The 14,991-nt window shown below is 73.2% G+C and carries 12 protein-coding genes; 7 read left to right on the forward strand and 5 right to left on the reverse strand.

What is annotated here, in order from left to right; translation table 11 throughout:
• Positions 1-264 precede the first annotated feature (264 nt).
• The gene (locus ACZ6ZN_RS02565; protein ID WP_398107697.1) at positions 265-933 is read left to right on the forward strand and encodes a class F sortase; all 669 of its coding nucleotides are present in this window, start codon (positions 265-267) and stop codon (positions 931-933) included.
• 36 nt (positions 934-969) lie between these two features.
• On the opposite strand, the gene ACZ6ZN_RS02570 is transcribed toward ACZ6ZN_RS02565, so the two are convergent.
• Positions 970-1,815, reverse strand: coding sequence for a polysaccharide deacetylase family protein (locus ACZ6ZN_RS02570; protein WP_469642519.1), 846 nt, complete (start codon positions 1,813-1,815; stop codon positions 970-972).
• Between the two features lie 89 nt (positions 1,816-1,904).
• A complete protein-coding gene (lysX, locus tag ACZ6ZN_RS02575) occupies positions 1,905-5,189 on the reverse strand; it encodes a bifunctional lysylphosphatidylglycerol synthetase/lysine--tRNA ligase LysX (RefSeq protein ID WP_469642521.1) in 3,285 nt (1,094 codons plus the stop codon).
• 109 nt (positions 5,190-5,298) lie between these two features.
• Here lysX and ACZ6ZN_RS02580 point away from each other — a divergent pair, with 109 nt between their 5' ends.
• On the forward strand, positions 5,299-5,763 hold the full coding sequence (locus ACZ6ZN_RS02580) for a universal stress protein (RefSeq protein ID WP_469642523.1): 465 nt from the start codon (positions 5,299-5,301) through the stop codon (positions 5,761-5,763).
• 107 nt (positions 5,764-5,870) lie between these two features.
• A complete protein-coding gene (locus ACZ6ZN_RS02585) occupies positions 5,871-7,316 on the forward strand; it encodes an amino acid permease (RefSeq protein ID WP_469642525.1) in 1,446 nt (481 codons plus the stop codon).
• Here the strand turns inward: ACZ6ZN_RS02585 and ACZ6ZN_RS02590 are convergent.
• Positions 7,313-8,464 (reverse strand): CapA family protein, encoded by a 1,152-nt coding sequence (locus ACZ6ZN_RS02590; protein ID WP_469642527.1) that lies wholly within the window; start codon positions 8,462-8,464, stop codon positions 7,313-7,315. The two genes, ACZ6ZN_RS02585 and ACZ6ZN_RS02590, sit on opposite strands and share 4 nt — an antisense overlap.
• 222 nt (positions 8,465-8,686) lie before the next feature.
• On the opposite strand from ACZ6ZN_RS02590, the gene ACZ6ZN_RS02595 reads away from it, so the two are divergent.
• The 4 genes from ACZ6ZN_RS02595 to ACZ6ZN_RS02610 all read left to right on the forward strand — a co-directional run bounded on the left by ACZ6ZN_RS02595 (position 8,687) and on the right by ACZ6ZN_RS02610 (position 11,993).
• Positions 8,687-9,235: a sigma-70 family RNA polymerase sigma factor gene (locus ACZ6ZN_RS02595; protein ID WP_469642529.1), complete on the forward strand. Its 549-nt coding sequence runs from the start codon at positions 8,687-8,689 to the stop codon at positions 9,233-9,235.
• Positions 9,236-9,386: 151 nt separating this feature from the next.
• Positions 9,387-9,899, forward strand: a complete 513-nt coding sequence (locus ACZ6ZN_RS02600) for a hypothetical protein (protein ID WP_398107703.1) — start codon at positions 9,387-9,389, stop codon at positions 9,897-9,899.
• Positions 9,900-10,050: 151 nt separating this feature from the next.
• On the forward strand, positions 10,051-10,704 hold the full coding sequence (locus ACZ6ZN_RS02605; protein ID WP_398107704.1) for a zf-HC2 domain-containing protein: 654 nt from the start codon (positions 10,051-10,053) through the stop codon (positions 10,702-10,704).
• 107 nt (positions 10,705-10,811) lie between these two features.
• Positions 10,812-11,993, forward strand: a complete 1,182-nt coding sequence (locus ACZ6ZN_RS02610; RefSeq protein ID WP_469642531.1) for a PP2C family protein-serine/threonine phosphatase — start codon at positions 10,812-10,814, stop codon at positions 11,991-11,993.
• 9 nt (positions 11,994-12,002) lie between these two features.
• Here ACZ6ZN_RS02610 and ACZ6ZN_RS02615 read toward each other — a convergent pair whose 3' ends face one another.
• A complete protein-coding gene (locus ACZ6ZN_RS02615; protein ID WP_469642533.1) occupies positions 12,003-12,866 on the reverse strand; it encodes an Fpg/Nei family DNA glycosylase in 864 nt (287 codons plus the stop codon).
• Positions 12,867-12,888: 22 nt separating this feature from the next.
• Positions 12,889-14,979 (reverse strand): SpoIIE family protein phosphatase, encoded by a 2,091-nt coding sequence (locus ACZ6ZN_RS02620; protein WP_469642535.1) that lies wholly within the window; start codon positions 14,977-14,979, stop codon positions 12,889-12,891.
• Between the last annotated feature and the right edge of the window lie 12 nt (positions 14,980-14,991).

Below are 14,991 nucleotides of genomic sequence, written 5' to 3' on the forward strand. Positions count from 1 at the left end.
CGAGCCGCATTTCGGGAATGGTCCGTCCTGGTGAGCGAAGGCGTCGCCGGACGACCACGCGGAGGGACATCACCGCAGGTCACAGCGCGTTGGAAATTCTCTCGCCGCGGCAACTCGGATGGCGCACCTCAGCGTGCCGGGACGCCTCCCGCACGGCGCGGCCACCCGTTCGCCGTCGCCCCGTCGCCGGTTTCCGGCGCGGCACTTAGCGTGCTGGATATGCGCGATTGACCCGGCGACGGCCGCGTCGAGAGGGGATGGCCCATGTCTGCGTCCGAGCTGGCCGCGGCGGAAGAGGAGGCCCGGCGGAAGAAGCGCGCCCCGTGGGGCGTGATAGCGCTTGTTCTGCTCACCGGCCTCGCGCTCATTCGGAATGGTTCGGGAGAGTTCGACGAGGGGCCGCCCCAGCCGGCCACGGCGGCCGCCGCCGACACCCGGGTGCCCGGGGACACCTTCGCGGGGACAGTGAAGCCCCTGCCCTACGCCGTCCCGGCCCGGGTCGGCATCCCGGCCATCCAGGTCGACGCGCCGATCATCCCGGTGGGTCTGGACGCCGACGGCTGGGTGGGCGCGCCCCCGCCCGAGGACCCCAACCTGGCCGGCTGGTTCACCGGTGCCGTCACCCCCGGCGAGAAGGGCACGGCGGTCGTCGTGGGCCACGTCGACAACCAGCAGGGTCCCGCCGTGTTCTACGGGCTGGGGGCGCTGAAGAAGGGCAACCGCGTCGAGATCGCCCGGCAGGACGGCAGGACGGCCGTGTTCGAGATCTACGGCGTCGAGGTGTTCGCGAAGGACGACTTCCCCGGCGACCGGGTCTACGGCTCCAAGGGCGCCGCGGAACTGCGGGTCATCACCTGCGGGGGCGGCTTCACCGAGCAGGACGGCTACGCGGGCAACGTCGTGGCCTTCGCCCGCATGGTCGAGGTGCGCTGAGCGCACTCCGCCGGGCGGGCGAAGGCCCGTGCGGCGCTAGGCGTAGTGCCGCCGCGGCACGGTGACGTGGTAGCCGGAGTCGAGCAGTTGGGGCAGGTAGCGCCGCAGGGCGCGGACACTCTGGGAGCGGTCGCCCCCGGCGTCGTGGGAGAGCACCACGACGCCGGGGGCGGCGCCCTTCTCGACGCGCTGCACGATGGAGGGGGTGCCGGGGGTGGTCCAGTCGAGCGTGTCGACGGTCCAGGCGAGCGGTTCCATGCCGAGGTCCGCGCCGAGTTGGAAGGCGGCGCGGTTCCAGGCGCCGTAGGGGGCGCGGAACCACTCGGGGCGGTCCCCGCAGGCGTTCGCGATGACGTCGCTGGTGCGTTCCATCTCGGAGCGGATCTGCCGGCGGGTGAGCCCGGTCAGCAGGGGGTGGGACCAGGTGTGGTTGCCGACGACGTGCCCCTCGTCGCTCATCCGCGCGAGCAGCTTCTTGTTGTCCACGGCCATCTCGCCGCACACGAAGAACATCGCGCGCACGTCGTACTCGGCGAGGGTGTCCAGGATGTGGGGGGTGTAGCGGGGGTCGGGGCCGTCGTCGAAGGTCAGCACCATGGTGCGGCCGCGTCCGGACACGCGGAGCATCGGTTCGCGGCGTACCAGGGTCCGGCGGGGCGCGGCGCGCGGGGGGCCGTAGCCGGTGAGCGGCTGGAGGCGGTACGCGGAGGAGTTGGGGGGCCGGCGGGCCGGGGGCCCCGCGGCCGGGGCGGATCCGGTGGGCGGGTCCCCGGTGACCGCCGTGAACACCCCGGCGGTGGCGGCCGCTCCCACGGCTCCGGCGCCCGCGATCAACGCCCGGCGCCGGGTGAGCAGCCGGGAGAGCAACTGATCCTTCTTCATGACGTATCAGTCGCCCGGCCGAAGGCCGACGCACCCGCGCAACACCGGTGTGGCGGCACGCTTTCACCCGTCCGGCCCACGCAGTCGGGTCAGCGCCGGCGCACCAGCGGGAAGGGCAGGGTCTCGCGGATCGTGAGGCCGGTGAGGAACATGACGAGCCGGTCGACGCCGATGCCGAGTCCGCCGGTGGGCGGCATCGCGTACTCCAGGGCGTCGAGGAAGTCCTCGTCGAGCTCCATGGCCTCGGGGTCGCCCCCGGCGGCGAGCAGCGACTGGGCGGTGAGGCGGCGGCGCTGCTCGACCGGGTCGGTGAGTTCCGAGTAGGCGGTGCCCAGTTCCGTGCCGAAGGCGACCAGGTCCCAGCGTTCGGCCAGGCGCGGGTCGGTGCGGTGCTGCCGGGTCAGCGGGGAGACCTCGATCGGGAAGTCCTTGTAGAAGGTGGGCAGCCCGGTCCGCTCCTCCACCAGCCGCTCGTACATCTCCAGGACGATGTCGCCGTGGCCGTCGTCGGCGACGTACGGCACCCCGGCGCCATCGCACAGGCGCTTGAGGGTCTCGACGCCGGTGCCGGGGTGGATCTCCTCGCCGAGGGCCTCGCTGACGGCGCCGTAGACGGTCTTGACGGGCCACGGGCCGGAGATGTCGTACTCCCGGCCGTCCTTGCGGGCGACGGGCCTGCCGAAGGCGGCGGTGGCGGCCTCCTGGATCAGCTCGCGCACGAGGTCGAGCATCACGTCGTAGTCGGCGTACGCCTGGTAGGCCTCCAGGATGGTGAACTCGGGGTTGTGCTTGTAGTCCGTGCCCTCGTTGCGGAAGGTGCGGCCCATCTCGAAGACCTTCTCCATGCCGCCCACGCACAGCCGCTTGAGGTACAGCTCGGGGGCGATGCGCAGGTAGAGGTCGAGGTCGTAGGCGTTGATGTGGGTGGTGAAGGGGCGGGCGTTGGCGCCGCCGTGGATCTGCTGGAGCACCGGGGTCTCGACCTCGAGGTACCCGCGTGCCAGCAGGCCCTGGCGCACCGCCTGGACGGCGGTGGAGCGGGCGCGGACCACGTCGCGGGCGGCGGGGCTGGCGGCGAGGTCCAGGTAGCGCATGCGGACCTTGGCCTCGGGGTCGGCCAGGCCGCGGCGCTTGTCGGGCAGCGGGCGCAGGCACTTGCCGGTGAGCTGCCAGGAGGTGACGAAGACGGTGGGTTCGCCGTGGTCGCTGACGCCGGCGTGGCCGGTGGCGGTGATGTGGTCGCCGATGTCGGTGTCGGCGGTGAAGCGGTCCAGGGCGGGGCCGGAGCGGTCGCGGGTGAGGGCGAGCTGGTGGTCGCCGGACCAGTCGCGCAGGACGGCGAAGACGATGCCGCCGAAGTCGCGGGCCAGCATAATGCGCCCGGCGACGGTGACGTCCCGGCCCGGCTGCACCTCGGCGAGGGTGTGGGTGCGGGCGGGGATGTCCACCGGGTAGGGGTCGATGCCGTCGGCGCGCAGCCGGTCGAGCTTGCGGTGCCGGACGCGGACCTGGTCGGGCAGGGCCTCCCGGGGGTCGGCGGGCCCGGTCCCGTCCCCTCCGTCGAGACCGAGCGCCGCCAGCGACGGCAGCCCTTCGGTCGTGGCGGGCCGCTGCCCGTTCCTCGGGTGCCCCTTTCCCCACAGCTTGCGCATCGACGGTACGGAGACGAACCCCTCGGCGATGCCGGAGGCGAGGCCCACCTTCGCGAGGGAGGCGGCCTCCGCGTAGCACAGGAAGCGGGGGTACCACTCGGGGCGGTACTTGGCGTTGGAGCGGTACAGGGCCTCCAGCTGCCACCACTTGGAGAAGAACAGCAGCAGTCTGCGCCACAGGCGGAGCACCGGCCCCGCCCCGATGCGGGCGCCCTCCTCGAACACCGAGCGGAACACGGCGAAGTTCAGGGAGACCTTGCGCACGCCCAGCTTGGGGGCGGCGGCGCACAGTTCGGCGACCATGAACTCCATGACGCCGTTGGGGGCCTCCCGGTCACGGCGCATCAGGTCCAGGGAGACGCCGTCCCTGCCCCAGGGGACGAAGGACTGGATGGCGAGGAGGTGCCCCTGCCCGTCCACCGCCTCGGCCAGGAGGCAGTCGCCGTCGGCGGGGTCGCCGAGGCGGTCCAGGGCCATGGAGAAGCCGCGCTCCGTCTCGGTGTCGCGCCAGGCGTCGGCCCGTTCGACGAGCTGCCGCGTCTCCTCCTCGGTGAGGGTGGAGTGGCGGCGGACGCGGCAGGTCACGCCGAGGCGGCGGACGCGGTTGACGGCCTGGCGGGTGACGCGCATGTCGCGGCCGTCGAGATCGAAGTCGAGGACGTGCAGGATCGCCTCGTCACCGAGTTGCAGGGCGCCGAGCCCGGCGCGGACGAAGGCCCGGGCGCCTTCCTCGGAGGCGCCCATGACGGCCGGGACCCAGGCGTGGCGGCGGGCCACGTCCTGCCAGGCGGCGATCGCGTGCGGCCAGGCCTCCCGATCGCCCACCGGGTCGCCGCTGGCCAGGCACACGCCGGCCTCGACGCGGTAGGTGACGGCGGCCTTGCCGCTGGGTGAGAAGACGACGGCCTTGTCGCGGCGGGTGGCGAAGTAGCCGAGGGAGTCCTGGTCGCCGTAGCGGGCGAGGAGGGCGCGGATGCGGGCCTCCTCGTCGTCGTGCAGGGCGGCTTCCAGGCGCTGGGAGCGGAACAGGGCGGCCGCCGCGTTCAGCAGGGCCAGCGCGCCGAACAGGCCGAGGAGGAAGGACAGGGCGTGCGGCGGGCGGCCGTCGAAGCTCCCGGCGGGGACGAGTCCGCCGCAGACGCGGTTCGCGGCCCACGCCAGCCGCTGCCCGCTGGGCAGGGTGCCGGGAAAGGCCTCCACCAGGCCCCAGCCGACGAGGGTCGCCACGACGAGGCCGGCGACCAGGACGGCGAGGGCCCGGCGGACGGCGGCGCGGCGGGAGGCGGCGTAGAACTCGCGGCGGGCGACGATCAGCAGGACGAGGGCCAGGCCGCACACCACGAAGGAGGGGACGGACTCGGCGAACTCGCCGACGGCCATGCCGAGGATGTCGGTGAGGACCAGCAGGCCGAGGTAGACCACCACCAGCCACCAGGCGACCTTCTTGCGCGCCCCGGTGGCGGCGGCGAGCAGGAAGAGGAAGACCGCGTAGGCGAGGTTGGCGCTGACCGGGACGAGCAGCAGGTCCAGGAAGTGCACCAGGGGGCGCAGCGCGGCGCGCAGCGGCGGGATGACGGCGAGCAGGGCGCACAGCAGGCCGAGTGCGCCGAAGCAGACCGCGAAGCCCTGGGGTACCCGGCTGAGGAAGCCGTGGGCCCGATGGGGCGGGCGTATCGGACCGGTGGTGTCCTCGGCCCTCCCGGTGTCCGCGATGACGCTCATGCTTTCGACTGTAGGAACACCCGGGCGACCTCGCCCCTCGAGAGCGGTGCGTGCCCCTCGGCGGCTCCCGCCTGCCGGTGCCGGGTACGCCCTTCGATAGCCTCGCCACGTGACGGAACAGCAGCACTCCTCTCGGTTCGAGCGGGGCACGGACGGGCCGAAGGTCATCGTGGTCGGGGTGGACGGCTCCGACTCCTCCCTGCGGGCCGCCGCCTACGCCGGTGGCCTGGCGCGGCGGCAGAACGCTCTGCTCGCGGTGGTGTACGTGCAGCCGGTGCTGGCGGCGGGGGCCGCGCTCGGCGCGCCGGTGGCGGAGACGACCGACGAGATCGCCGAGGAGCTGGTGGCGCACATCCGGGAGTCCGCCGAACGGCTCAAGGGGATATTCGAGGTCCGCTGGGAGTTCCACACCTTCCGCGGCGATCCCTACAACGGTCTGGTGAAGGCGGCCGACGAGCTGAAGGCGGACGCCGTGGTGGTGGGCGCCTCGGAGCAGGCGGGCCACCGCATCGTGGGCTCGGTGGCGGTCCGTCTGGTGAAGGCGGGACGCTGGCCGGTGACGGTGGTGCCGTAAGGACCCGCCCGCGGGATCCGCCCGCGCGTGGTGTCTTCCGTCGGGCGTCCTGCTGGGCCATCATGATCCGCCGTCAGCCGATTGCCGCGCGCGAAGAGGTGAGGCACATGGCCGGGATCCGGATGGGTGAGGGGATTCTCCGCCGCAAACCGATCGAGCGGATCGAGGAGACGGAGTCCGCCGGGGGGCCGCAGCTGGAGCGGTCGCTGGGGCTGTGGCAGCTGACGGCCATCGGGGTCGGCGGGATCATCGGCGCGGGCATCTTCACGCTGGCCGGCACGGTGGCCAACGGCACGGCGGGCCCGGCCGTCCTGGTGTCGTTCCTCATCGCGGGCGTCGCCAGCGCCGCGGCCGCCCTGTCCTACGCGGAGTTCGCCGGGCTGATCCCGAAGGCCGGTTCGGCGTACACGTACGGGTACGCGGTGCTCGGCGAGCTGGCGGGCTGGTTCATCGGGTGGGACCTGCTGCTGGAGTACACGGCGATCGTCGCGGTGGTCGCCATCGGCATCTCCGGCTACTTCAGCTTCCTGGTGGGCGAGATGGGCGCGGACCTGCCCGCGTGGATGCTGGGGGCGCCCGGGACCGGTGACGGGCACCGGGTCGACCTGTTCGCGGCGCTGCTGTGCCTGCTGATCGCCTACCTGCTCACCCTCGGCATCCGGAACGCGGCCCGGTTCGAGACGGTCGTGGTCGTGCTGAAGGTCCTGGTGGTCCTGCTGGTGATCGCGGTCGGCGTCTTCCACATCGACACGGCGAACTACGACCCGTTCTTCCCCTACGGCGTGGGCGGCGCGTTCACCGGCGCGGCGACGGTGTTCTTCGCGGTGTTCGGCTACGACGCGATGTCGACGGCGGCGGAGGAGTCCAAGGACGCGCAGCGGCACATGCCGAAGGCGATCATCTACTCGCTGGTGATCTCGATGGTGCTGTACGTGGCGGCGTGCCTGGTCCTGACCGGCATGCAGAACTACAAGGACATCGACCCGGAGAGCGGTTTCTCGACGGCCTTCAAGTCGGTGGGGCTGAGCGGGCTGGCGGACGTGATCGCGGTGGGCGCGATCATCGGCATCCTCACGGTGATGTTCACGTTCATGCTGGGCGTCACCCGGGTGTGGTTCTCGATGTCGCGGGACGGGCTGCTGCCGAAGTGGTTCGCGAAGACGGACCCGAAGCGCCACGTGCCCACGCGCGTCACCTGGATCGTGGGGGTGGCCTCGGCCGCCATCGCCGGGTTCCTGCCGATCGGCGAGGCGGCCGAGCTGACCAACATCGGGATCCTGCTGGCGTTCGTGGTGGTGTGCGCGGCGGTGATCGTGCTGCGGTACCGGCAGCCCGAGCTGCCGCGCAGCTTCCGCACGCCGTGGATGCCGGTGGTGCCGGCGGTGGGCATCGTGTTCTCGATCTGGCTGATCACGTTCCTGCAGTGGCAGACCTGGGTGCGCTTCGCCGTCTGGTTCGCCGTCGGTCTGGTGATCTACTTCGGCTACTCCTACCGGCGCTCCGAGCTGGCGCGGACGGCGGTGGACCGGACGGAGGGCTCCCAGGAGCCCTAGCTGCCCATCACCAGCCCGTCCCCGGCGGCGCCGCGGCTGAGGGCGACGTCCCGGATGCGGTCGCGGACGGCGCGGACGTCGGCGCCCTGGGCCAGTGCCCGGTTGAGGTTCACGACCCGCCCGGCGTCGACGTCGAAGAGCTGCGGCACGAACTCCGCCTTGGTCACCTCCCAGCGGCCGCCCGGGGTCGCGGGCGGGGCGAAGGTGAAGCGGCCGAGGGTCGACTGGTTGCCGCGGGGGTCGGGGGTGCCGTCGGGCCCGGTCATCTCGCCGGCGACCTGGTCGCCCATGCCGTAGACGACCCAGGTGCCGTTGACCTTCTCGTAGGCCTGCGGGACGTGGGCGTGGGTGCCGAGGATCAGGTCGACGGCGGGGTGGTCCCCGCTGCGGGCAGCGGTGAGGCTCCGGGCGAGGGCCAGCTGCCGCTCGTCGGGGGCGTCCTGCCATTCGGTGCCCCAGTGCATCGACACGACGACCACGTCGGCGCCCGCGGCCCGCGCGGCCCGGGCGTCCTCGATGATCTTCGCCTCGTCGATGAGGTTCACGGCCCAGGGCTGCCCGGGCGGCAGGGGCCGGCCGTTGGTGTCGTAGCTGTAGGCGAGGTGGGCGACCTCGGCCGGGCCGGCCCGCAGGACGGTGACCGTGCCGGCCTCCTGCTCGGAGCGGGCGGACCCGGCGTGCCGCACGCCCGCGCGGTCGAGGGCGTCGAGGGTGCGCCGGATGCCGTCGGCACCGTCGTCGAGGCTGTGGTTGGAGGCGGTGGAGCAGCCGTCGTAGCCCGTGGCGGCGAGGGCCGGGGCCACCTCGGGCGGCGACTTGAAGGCCGGGTAGCCGGTGTAGGCGCCGTTCTCGCCGTAGACCGTCTCCATGTGGCACAGGGCGAGGTCGGCGCGGGAGACGACGGGGCGGATGCCGGACAGCATCGGCCGGAAGTCGTAGCCGGTGCCGCCCGCGTCGAAGCGGGCCCGGTCGATGATCGAGTCGTGCGGCAGGACGTCGCCGGAGGCGACGAGGGTGAAGCCGCGGGGGCCGGCGGCCGGGGCCGGGCGCCCGGGGCGGGGCGGTTCGTGGTCGCGGGCCTGGCAGGCGGCGCCTGCGGCGAGGACGACGGTCAGGAAGAGGGCCACCTGTCTACTGCGTGCGAGCATCCATTCACCCCACTGTGGGCGTTGTGGTCGTATTTACACACCATCAGGAAAGAAGGCACAGGGCGTCCCACCCGGCTGCGACACGCTCACGCGCCCCTCCGGCACCCGCATGGCCGGGCGGGCCGACCGTTCGTCGAACCGTTCGTCGACGCGATCGACCGTCCGTCGCACAGCGCGGTACGTGCCCTGTGCCCCTGCCGCGCCCTGCGGTGGCATACGGCCATGACGGCCGGAACCACGCTCACGAACGGGACGACGACCGCCGAGCACGAGCTCGCCGCACTCCAGCGCGAGCACGGCAGGCCCCTCTTCGCACTCCTGCTCCGGCTCTGCGACGGGGACCGCCAGCGCGCGGAGGACCTGGTCCAGGAGACGCTGGTGCGCGCCTGGCAGCACCCCGAGGCCCTGCGCGCCGACGACTTCGACTCCGTGCGGCCCTGGCTGATGACCGTCGGGCGGCGGCTCGCGATCGACGCCCGGCGCGCCCGGCAGGCCCGCCCGCCGGAGGTCGGCGACGCGGTGCTGGAGAACGCGCGGGTCGGCTCCGACCACGCCGAGCGGGCCGCCGCGACGCTCGACGTCCGGCGCGCTGTGAAGACACTCACGCGCGAGCACCGTGAAGTCCTGGTGCTCGTGTACTTCCAGGGGGCGAGTGTGGCGCAAGCGGCGGCGGCCCTCGGGATCCCGCCCGGTACCGTGAAGTCCCGCGCGTACTACGCGCTGCGCGCCCTTCGCCGGGTGCTTCCGGGATACGCCGCCGACCTGCGGTGAAACCGGCCGCTGAGTCAAGCCTCCGTAAAGCGCCTTGCTGAGGACCCCGGTTGAGCAGTCGGGTGTTCTCATCCGTGTTCCGGATGGGGCCGACCGCGCCCCGGGATCCGGTGTCGGGCGACGCGCAGGTACCGGAGGAAGGCAGGAAGGGATGCTGGACAGAGGTCACGAGAGCACGGACGGCGGCGAGGGCGAACTGACCGTCCCCATGGCGTGGTTGTACGCCGAGTACATCGCCGACGAGCTGCTGCGGACGGGCGACCTGATGCCGCCGACGTCCTTCGAGTTCCGCGCCGGGCGCGATGCCCTGGCGCTGACCGTCTTCCTCTCCGACACCGACGGGGAGCTGTCCGGCATCCGGGTCGTCACCCAGCTGGAGACGTGGCTGTCCCTGACCGCCTACGACATGCCCTGGCAGGAGTGGGTGCGCGAGCGCCTGGCCGAGCTGGCCGCCGGCGCCGCCCGCACGGGGCGGCCCGCGCCGGACCTGGAACTGGCGCAGGAGGCCTGGCGCTGGCTCCAGGAAACGGAGCTGCTCGCTCCCGATCTGAACGCCGTGCCGGGCGGTGTCCCGGTGACCGGGGAGGACGACGGACCGAAGGTCTGGACGCCCGCCTGGCAGCTCGGGCTGCCCCTGGGGCACCTGGCGATCCACCTGTTCTGAGAATTCCGCGGCCCGGACCAATCCGCGGGCCGCAGGGCTCCGAATCCTTTGGTTGCGATTGTGTCACCGGCTTGAGTGATTCCGCTGCCTGGTCCGTACCGGTGGGAGCAAGGAGTAACCCCACCCGCACCCAACGGCACGAGGATTCGGCATGAGGTCCCTGGAAAGGCATCGCGACGTCGGCGCCTACGCGCTCGGCGTGCTGGACGAGGCGGAGGCCTTCCGCTTCGAGGACCACCTCATGGAGTGCCCTCGGTGCGCTGCAGAGGTGACGGAGTTCGGCCCGGTCACACGGCAGATGATGCTGTACCGGCGGGCGACGCCGCGGTTCGTGCACCCGATGGCCCAGCCCGGCCCGCAGCTGCTGGACCGGCTGCTGGCCGAGGTGGCGACCCGCCGCCGGACCGGCCGCAGGCGCGTGCTGTTCGCGCTGGCCGCGTCGGTGGCGTTCGCGGTGTCGGTGCCGGGTGTCGCGATGATGGCCCAGGGCAGCGACGAGGGACCGCGGACGGTGGCGGCGACCGACACGCGCACCGGGGTGTGGGCGCAGGTCACGACGGAGGACGGGGCCTCCGGCAGCCAGGTCGAGCTGAAGGTGCGGGACGGCGCGGGCTCGCGCGCCTGTCACCTGGTCATCGTGGGCCATGACGGCACCGAGGAGACCGCGGCCAGCTGGCACGCCCCCGGGCACGACGACCGGCCCAGCACCATGATGGCGAGTTCGTCGATGCACGCCTCCCAGATCGCCCGCTACGAGATCCGCTCGGCGGCCGGGGACGTCCTGGTCCGGCTCCGGCCGGGCTGACCGGCCCGGGGGTCCGTCGTCCGTCCGCCCCCGTCGCCGGGCGGGGCGCGCGTGCCGGTGTGAGACTGCTGGACGACACACCCGGCAGTGCGGTGAGGGGAGACGACGTGGCGACGGCGGACACCGGCGACGGCCGCCTGGAGGAGTTCCTCGCCGACCCGGAGACGGCGACACTGGACCTGTTCACCGCCGCGGCCCGGTGCACCACGGCCCTCGGGATCCCGCACTCCGTGGTCTACCTGACCGACATCCAGCAGCGCCGGCTCGTGCCGCTCACGGACACCACCCCGGCCCTGCCCATCGACGACTCCCTCGCCGGCTGGACCTACCGCACCCAGTCGCTGCGCGTCGCGGAGTCCGACACCGGCGGCATGACGGCCTGGCTGCCCCTGGTGGACGGGGCGGAACGCCTCGGTGTGCTGGCCGTGCACGCGCCCGCGCTGACACCGGCCGTGCTGCGCAGCGCCCGGGCCCTGGCCACCCTCGTGGCCATGATGATCACGACGAGCCGGGCGTACGAGGACTCCTACGTCCGGCGTACCCGCACCGACCGGATGCGCCTGCCCGCCGAGATGCTGCGCGCGTTCCTGCCGCCCCGCACGATCGGCACCGCGCGCGTGGTGTCCACGGCCGTGCTGGAACCCGCCTACGAGATCGGCGGGGACGCCTTCGACCACTCCCTGACCGAGACGGCCCTGCACGTCACCGTGCTCGACGCCATGGGCCACGACCTGGCCTCCGGGCTCACCACGGCCGTGTCGCTGGCCGCGTGCCGCAACTCCCGGCGCACCGGGGCCGATCTGCCGGACCTCGTGCAGTGCGTGGACGACGCGCTCGCACAGTGGCTGCCCGACCAGTTCTGCACCGGGGTCCTGGCCCAGCTGGACCTGGCCTCGGGGGTCCTGCGGTGGACCAACTGCGGCCACCCCACCCCGCTGCTGATCCGCGACCGGCGGCTGCTCGTCGACGCCATGCTCCGCGAGCCCGATCCGCCGATGGGGCTGCCGTCCCTGCTCGCCGGGCGGAAGCGGGCGGTGCACGAGACGGCGCTGAAGCCCGGGGACCGCGTGCTGATGTACACCGACGGGGTCACCGAGGCGCGGTCCGCGGACGGCGGCGAGTTCGGCCTGGAGCAGTTCGCCGACTACATCATCCGGGCCACGGCCGCGGGCGAGCTGGCGTCCGAGACGCTGCGCCGGCTCATCCACTCCATCCTCGACTCCTCCGCGAGCCGGCTGCGGGACGACGCGACCATCCTGATGTTCGAGTGGTGGCCGCCGTCCGGGTGAGCCGCCGGGTCACTTCAGCAGCCGCGACATCCTGCGGTCCGCCAGCGGCTTGCCGCCCGTCTGGCAGGTCGGGCAGTACTGGAGCGAGGAGTCGCTGAAGGACACCTCGCGGATGGTGTCGCCGCACACCGGGCACGCCTCACCGGTGCGCCCGTGGACGCGCAGCCCGCTCTTCTTCTCCGCCTTCAGCCGCCCCGCCGCCACACCCCGGGAGCGCTCGACGGCCTCGGTGAGCGTCTCGCGCAGGGCCGCGTGGAGCCGGTCGGTCTCCTCCTCGGTGAGGGAGGCAGCGAGCTTGAACGGGGACATCTTCGCCGCGTGCAGGATCTCGTCGCTGTAGGCGTTGCCCACCCCGGCGATCAGGCTCTGGTCGCGCAGCGCGCCCTTGAGCTGCCGCCGTTCCCCGGCCAGCAGCCGCGCCAGCCGGTCCCGGTCGAAGTCGTCGGCCAGGGGGTCGGGGCCCAGCCGGGCCACGCCGGGCACCTCCTGCGGGTCGGCCACCACGTACACGGCGAGCCGCTTCTGCGTACCGGCTTCGGTCAGGTCGAACCCGGCTCCGGTCTCCAGCGCCACCCGCAGCGCGAGCGGGCCCTTGCCCGGGCGGGGCGGGCCGTCGGGGAGGCGGTCCTTCCAGTGCAGCCAGCCCGCCCGGGCCAGGTGCGTCACCAGGTGGGGTCCGTCCCCGGTCGCCACGTCGAGGAACTTGCCGTACCGGTGCACGGCGGTGACCTCGTGGCCCTCCAGCGCGGACAGGGGCGGCTCGTACGTCTTCAGGACGCTGATCGCGACGGGCAGCACGCGTACGATCTCGCGGCCGACGAGGTGCTCGGTCAGGAAGTCCCTGAGCGCCTCGACCTCGGGAAGTTCCGGCATGGCTCCAGGGTGCCACGCGCGGTCAGTCGCGGCCGGGCACCACGAACTCGCACCACACGGCCTTGCCGCCGCCGCGGGCCTCCACGCCCCACACGTCGGTGAGCAGCTCGACCAGCAGCAGGCCGCGCCCGGAGACACCCGACTCGCCCGCTTCCCGGCGGCGCGGCAGGGCGCTGGAGGTGTCCTCGACCTCCACGCGCAGGCGGCGCTCGGCGCCGGTGAGGACCCGCAGGGTGACGGTCGCGGCGCCCTCGGTGTGCATCAGGGCGTTGGTGATGAGCTCGTCGGCGGCCAGCTCGATCTCGTCGGCCCGGTCGCCGGCCCCCCACGCGGCGACCGCGGTGCGGATCATGCGGCGGGCCTCGGTCAGGGCCGCCGGGTCGCCCGGGGTCACGTGCCGCTGGATGCGGCGGCCGGACCGGTACCCCTCGGGGCCGCGCCGGCGCAGCAGGAGCAGCGCCACGTCGTCGTCCCCGCCCCGCTCGTCGGCCACCTCGATGAGCCGGTCGGCCAGCTCCCGTACGTCGTCGGGGCCGGTCTCGACGAGGGCGGTGAGGGTGCCCATGCCGTCGTCGAGGTCGGCGCCGGGCTGCTCGACGAGACCGTCGGTGCACAGCAGCAGGGTGTCGCCGGCGTCGAGTTCGACGGTGCCCACCGGGTAGTCGAGGCGGCCGAACTCGGCGGACAGGCCGAGCGGCAGCCCGCCGGCCACGGTGATCCGGCGGCAGGCTCCGCCGGTGTGGCGGATCAGCGGGTCGATGTGGCCGGCGCGCACGATCTGCAGCACGCCCGTGGTCAGGTCCGCCTCGGCGTACAGGCAGGTGGCGGAGCGGTCGGTGTCCAGTTCGTGCAGGAAGACGGAGGCGCGCGCCATGACCGTGGCCGGCGGGTGCCCCTCCGCCGCGTAGGCCCGCAGCACGATGCGCAGCTGGCCCATGACGGCGGCCGCGTGCGTGTCGTGGCCCTGGACGTCGCCGATCACGGCGCCGACCCGGCCGCCCGGCAGCGGGATCAGGTCGTACCAGTCGCCGCCGATGTCCCGGCCGACGGCGCCGCCGAGGGTGGCGGCCCGGTAACGCACGGCCACGTCGGCGCCGGGCACGCTCGGGATGGTGCGGGGCAGCATCGCCTGCTGAAGGCCCTGGGCCAGGTCCATCTCCTGCTCGTAGAACATGGCCCGTTGCAGGCTCTGGGCGATGCTGCTGCCGAGGGCGACGAGGACGTTGCGCTCCTCGGCGGTGAAGCCGCGCCGGTCGCTGTAGAGCAGGCCCATGGCGCCGATGGGCCGGGCCTGGACGATGAGCGGCAGGTAGGCGGCCGAGGTGATGTTCAGGCCCGTGATGTGCGGCCACAGGATCGGGTAGCGCTGGGCGAACTCCTCGGGCGACTCGATGAACCGCGGCCCGAGGGTCCGTACGGCCTCGCTCATCGGGTACGGGTCGTCGATGCGGGTGATGCGGGTGCCGGGCACGGAGCTCTCCGTGGGGCCCTCGGCGATCAGCCGGATCCGGCCGGCCTCGACCAGGCCCATGACGAGGCTGGTGGCGCCCAGGTGGACGAGGCCGTGGGTGTCCGTGAGGACGTCGATGACGTCCTGGACCGTGCGGGCGTGGGCGAGGGCGGCCGTGGTGAGTTCCACGACACTGGTCTGCTGGCGGCGCGCCTCGTCCCGGGCGGCCTGCTCGCGGCGGACGCCGATCTCGCCGAGCTCCTGGGTGGCGTCGCGGACGATGCCGATGATGCGGCGGGGCCGTCCCGTCCCGTCGCGGCGGATGTAGCCCTGGGTGTGGGTCCAGCGCAGGGTGCCGTCGCGGCGGCGCAGGCGGAAGTAGGCGCCGTAGTTCTCGCTGCCGTCCTTCAGGGCCTGGGACACGACCGTGTCCAGGCGCAGCGCCTCGGCGGGCGGGACGCGTGCGGACAGGGTGGCGGGGTCGCCGGCGTACTCGTCGGGGCGCACGTCGAAGACGTCGTGGGCCTGGGCGTCCATCTGCATCAGGCCGGTGTCCAGATCCCAGTCGAAGCTGCCCATCCGGTTGAGCGCGAGAATCGGATCCGGGTGGGCGGGCCAGTCGTCCGGGAGAGACAGGGCGGCGCTCGCTCCCCGATCAGCCATGCGCCCACCTTG

The sequence above is a fragment of the Streptomyces sp. NPDC053665 genome (genome assembly GCF_055585285.1).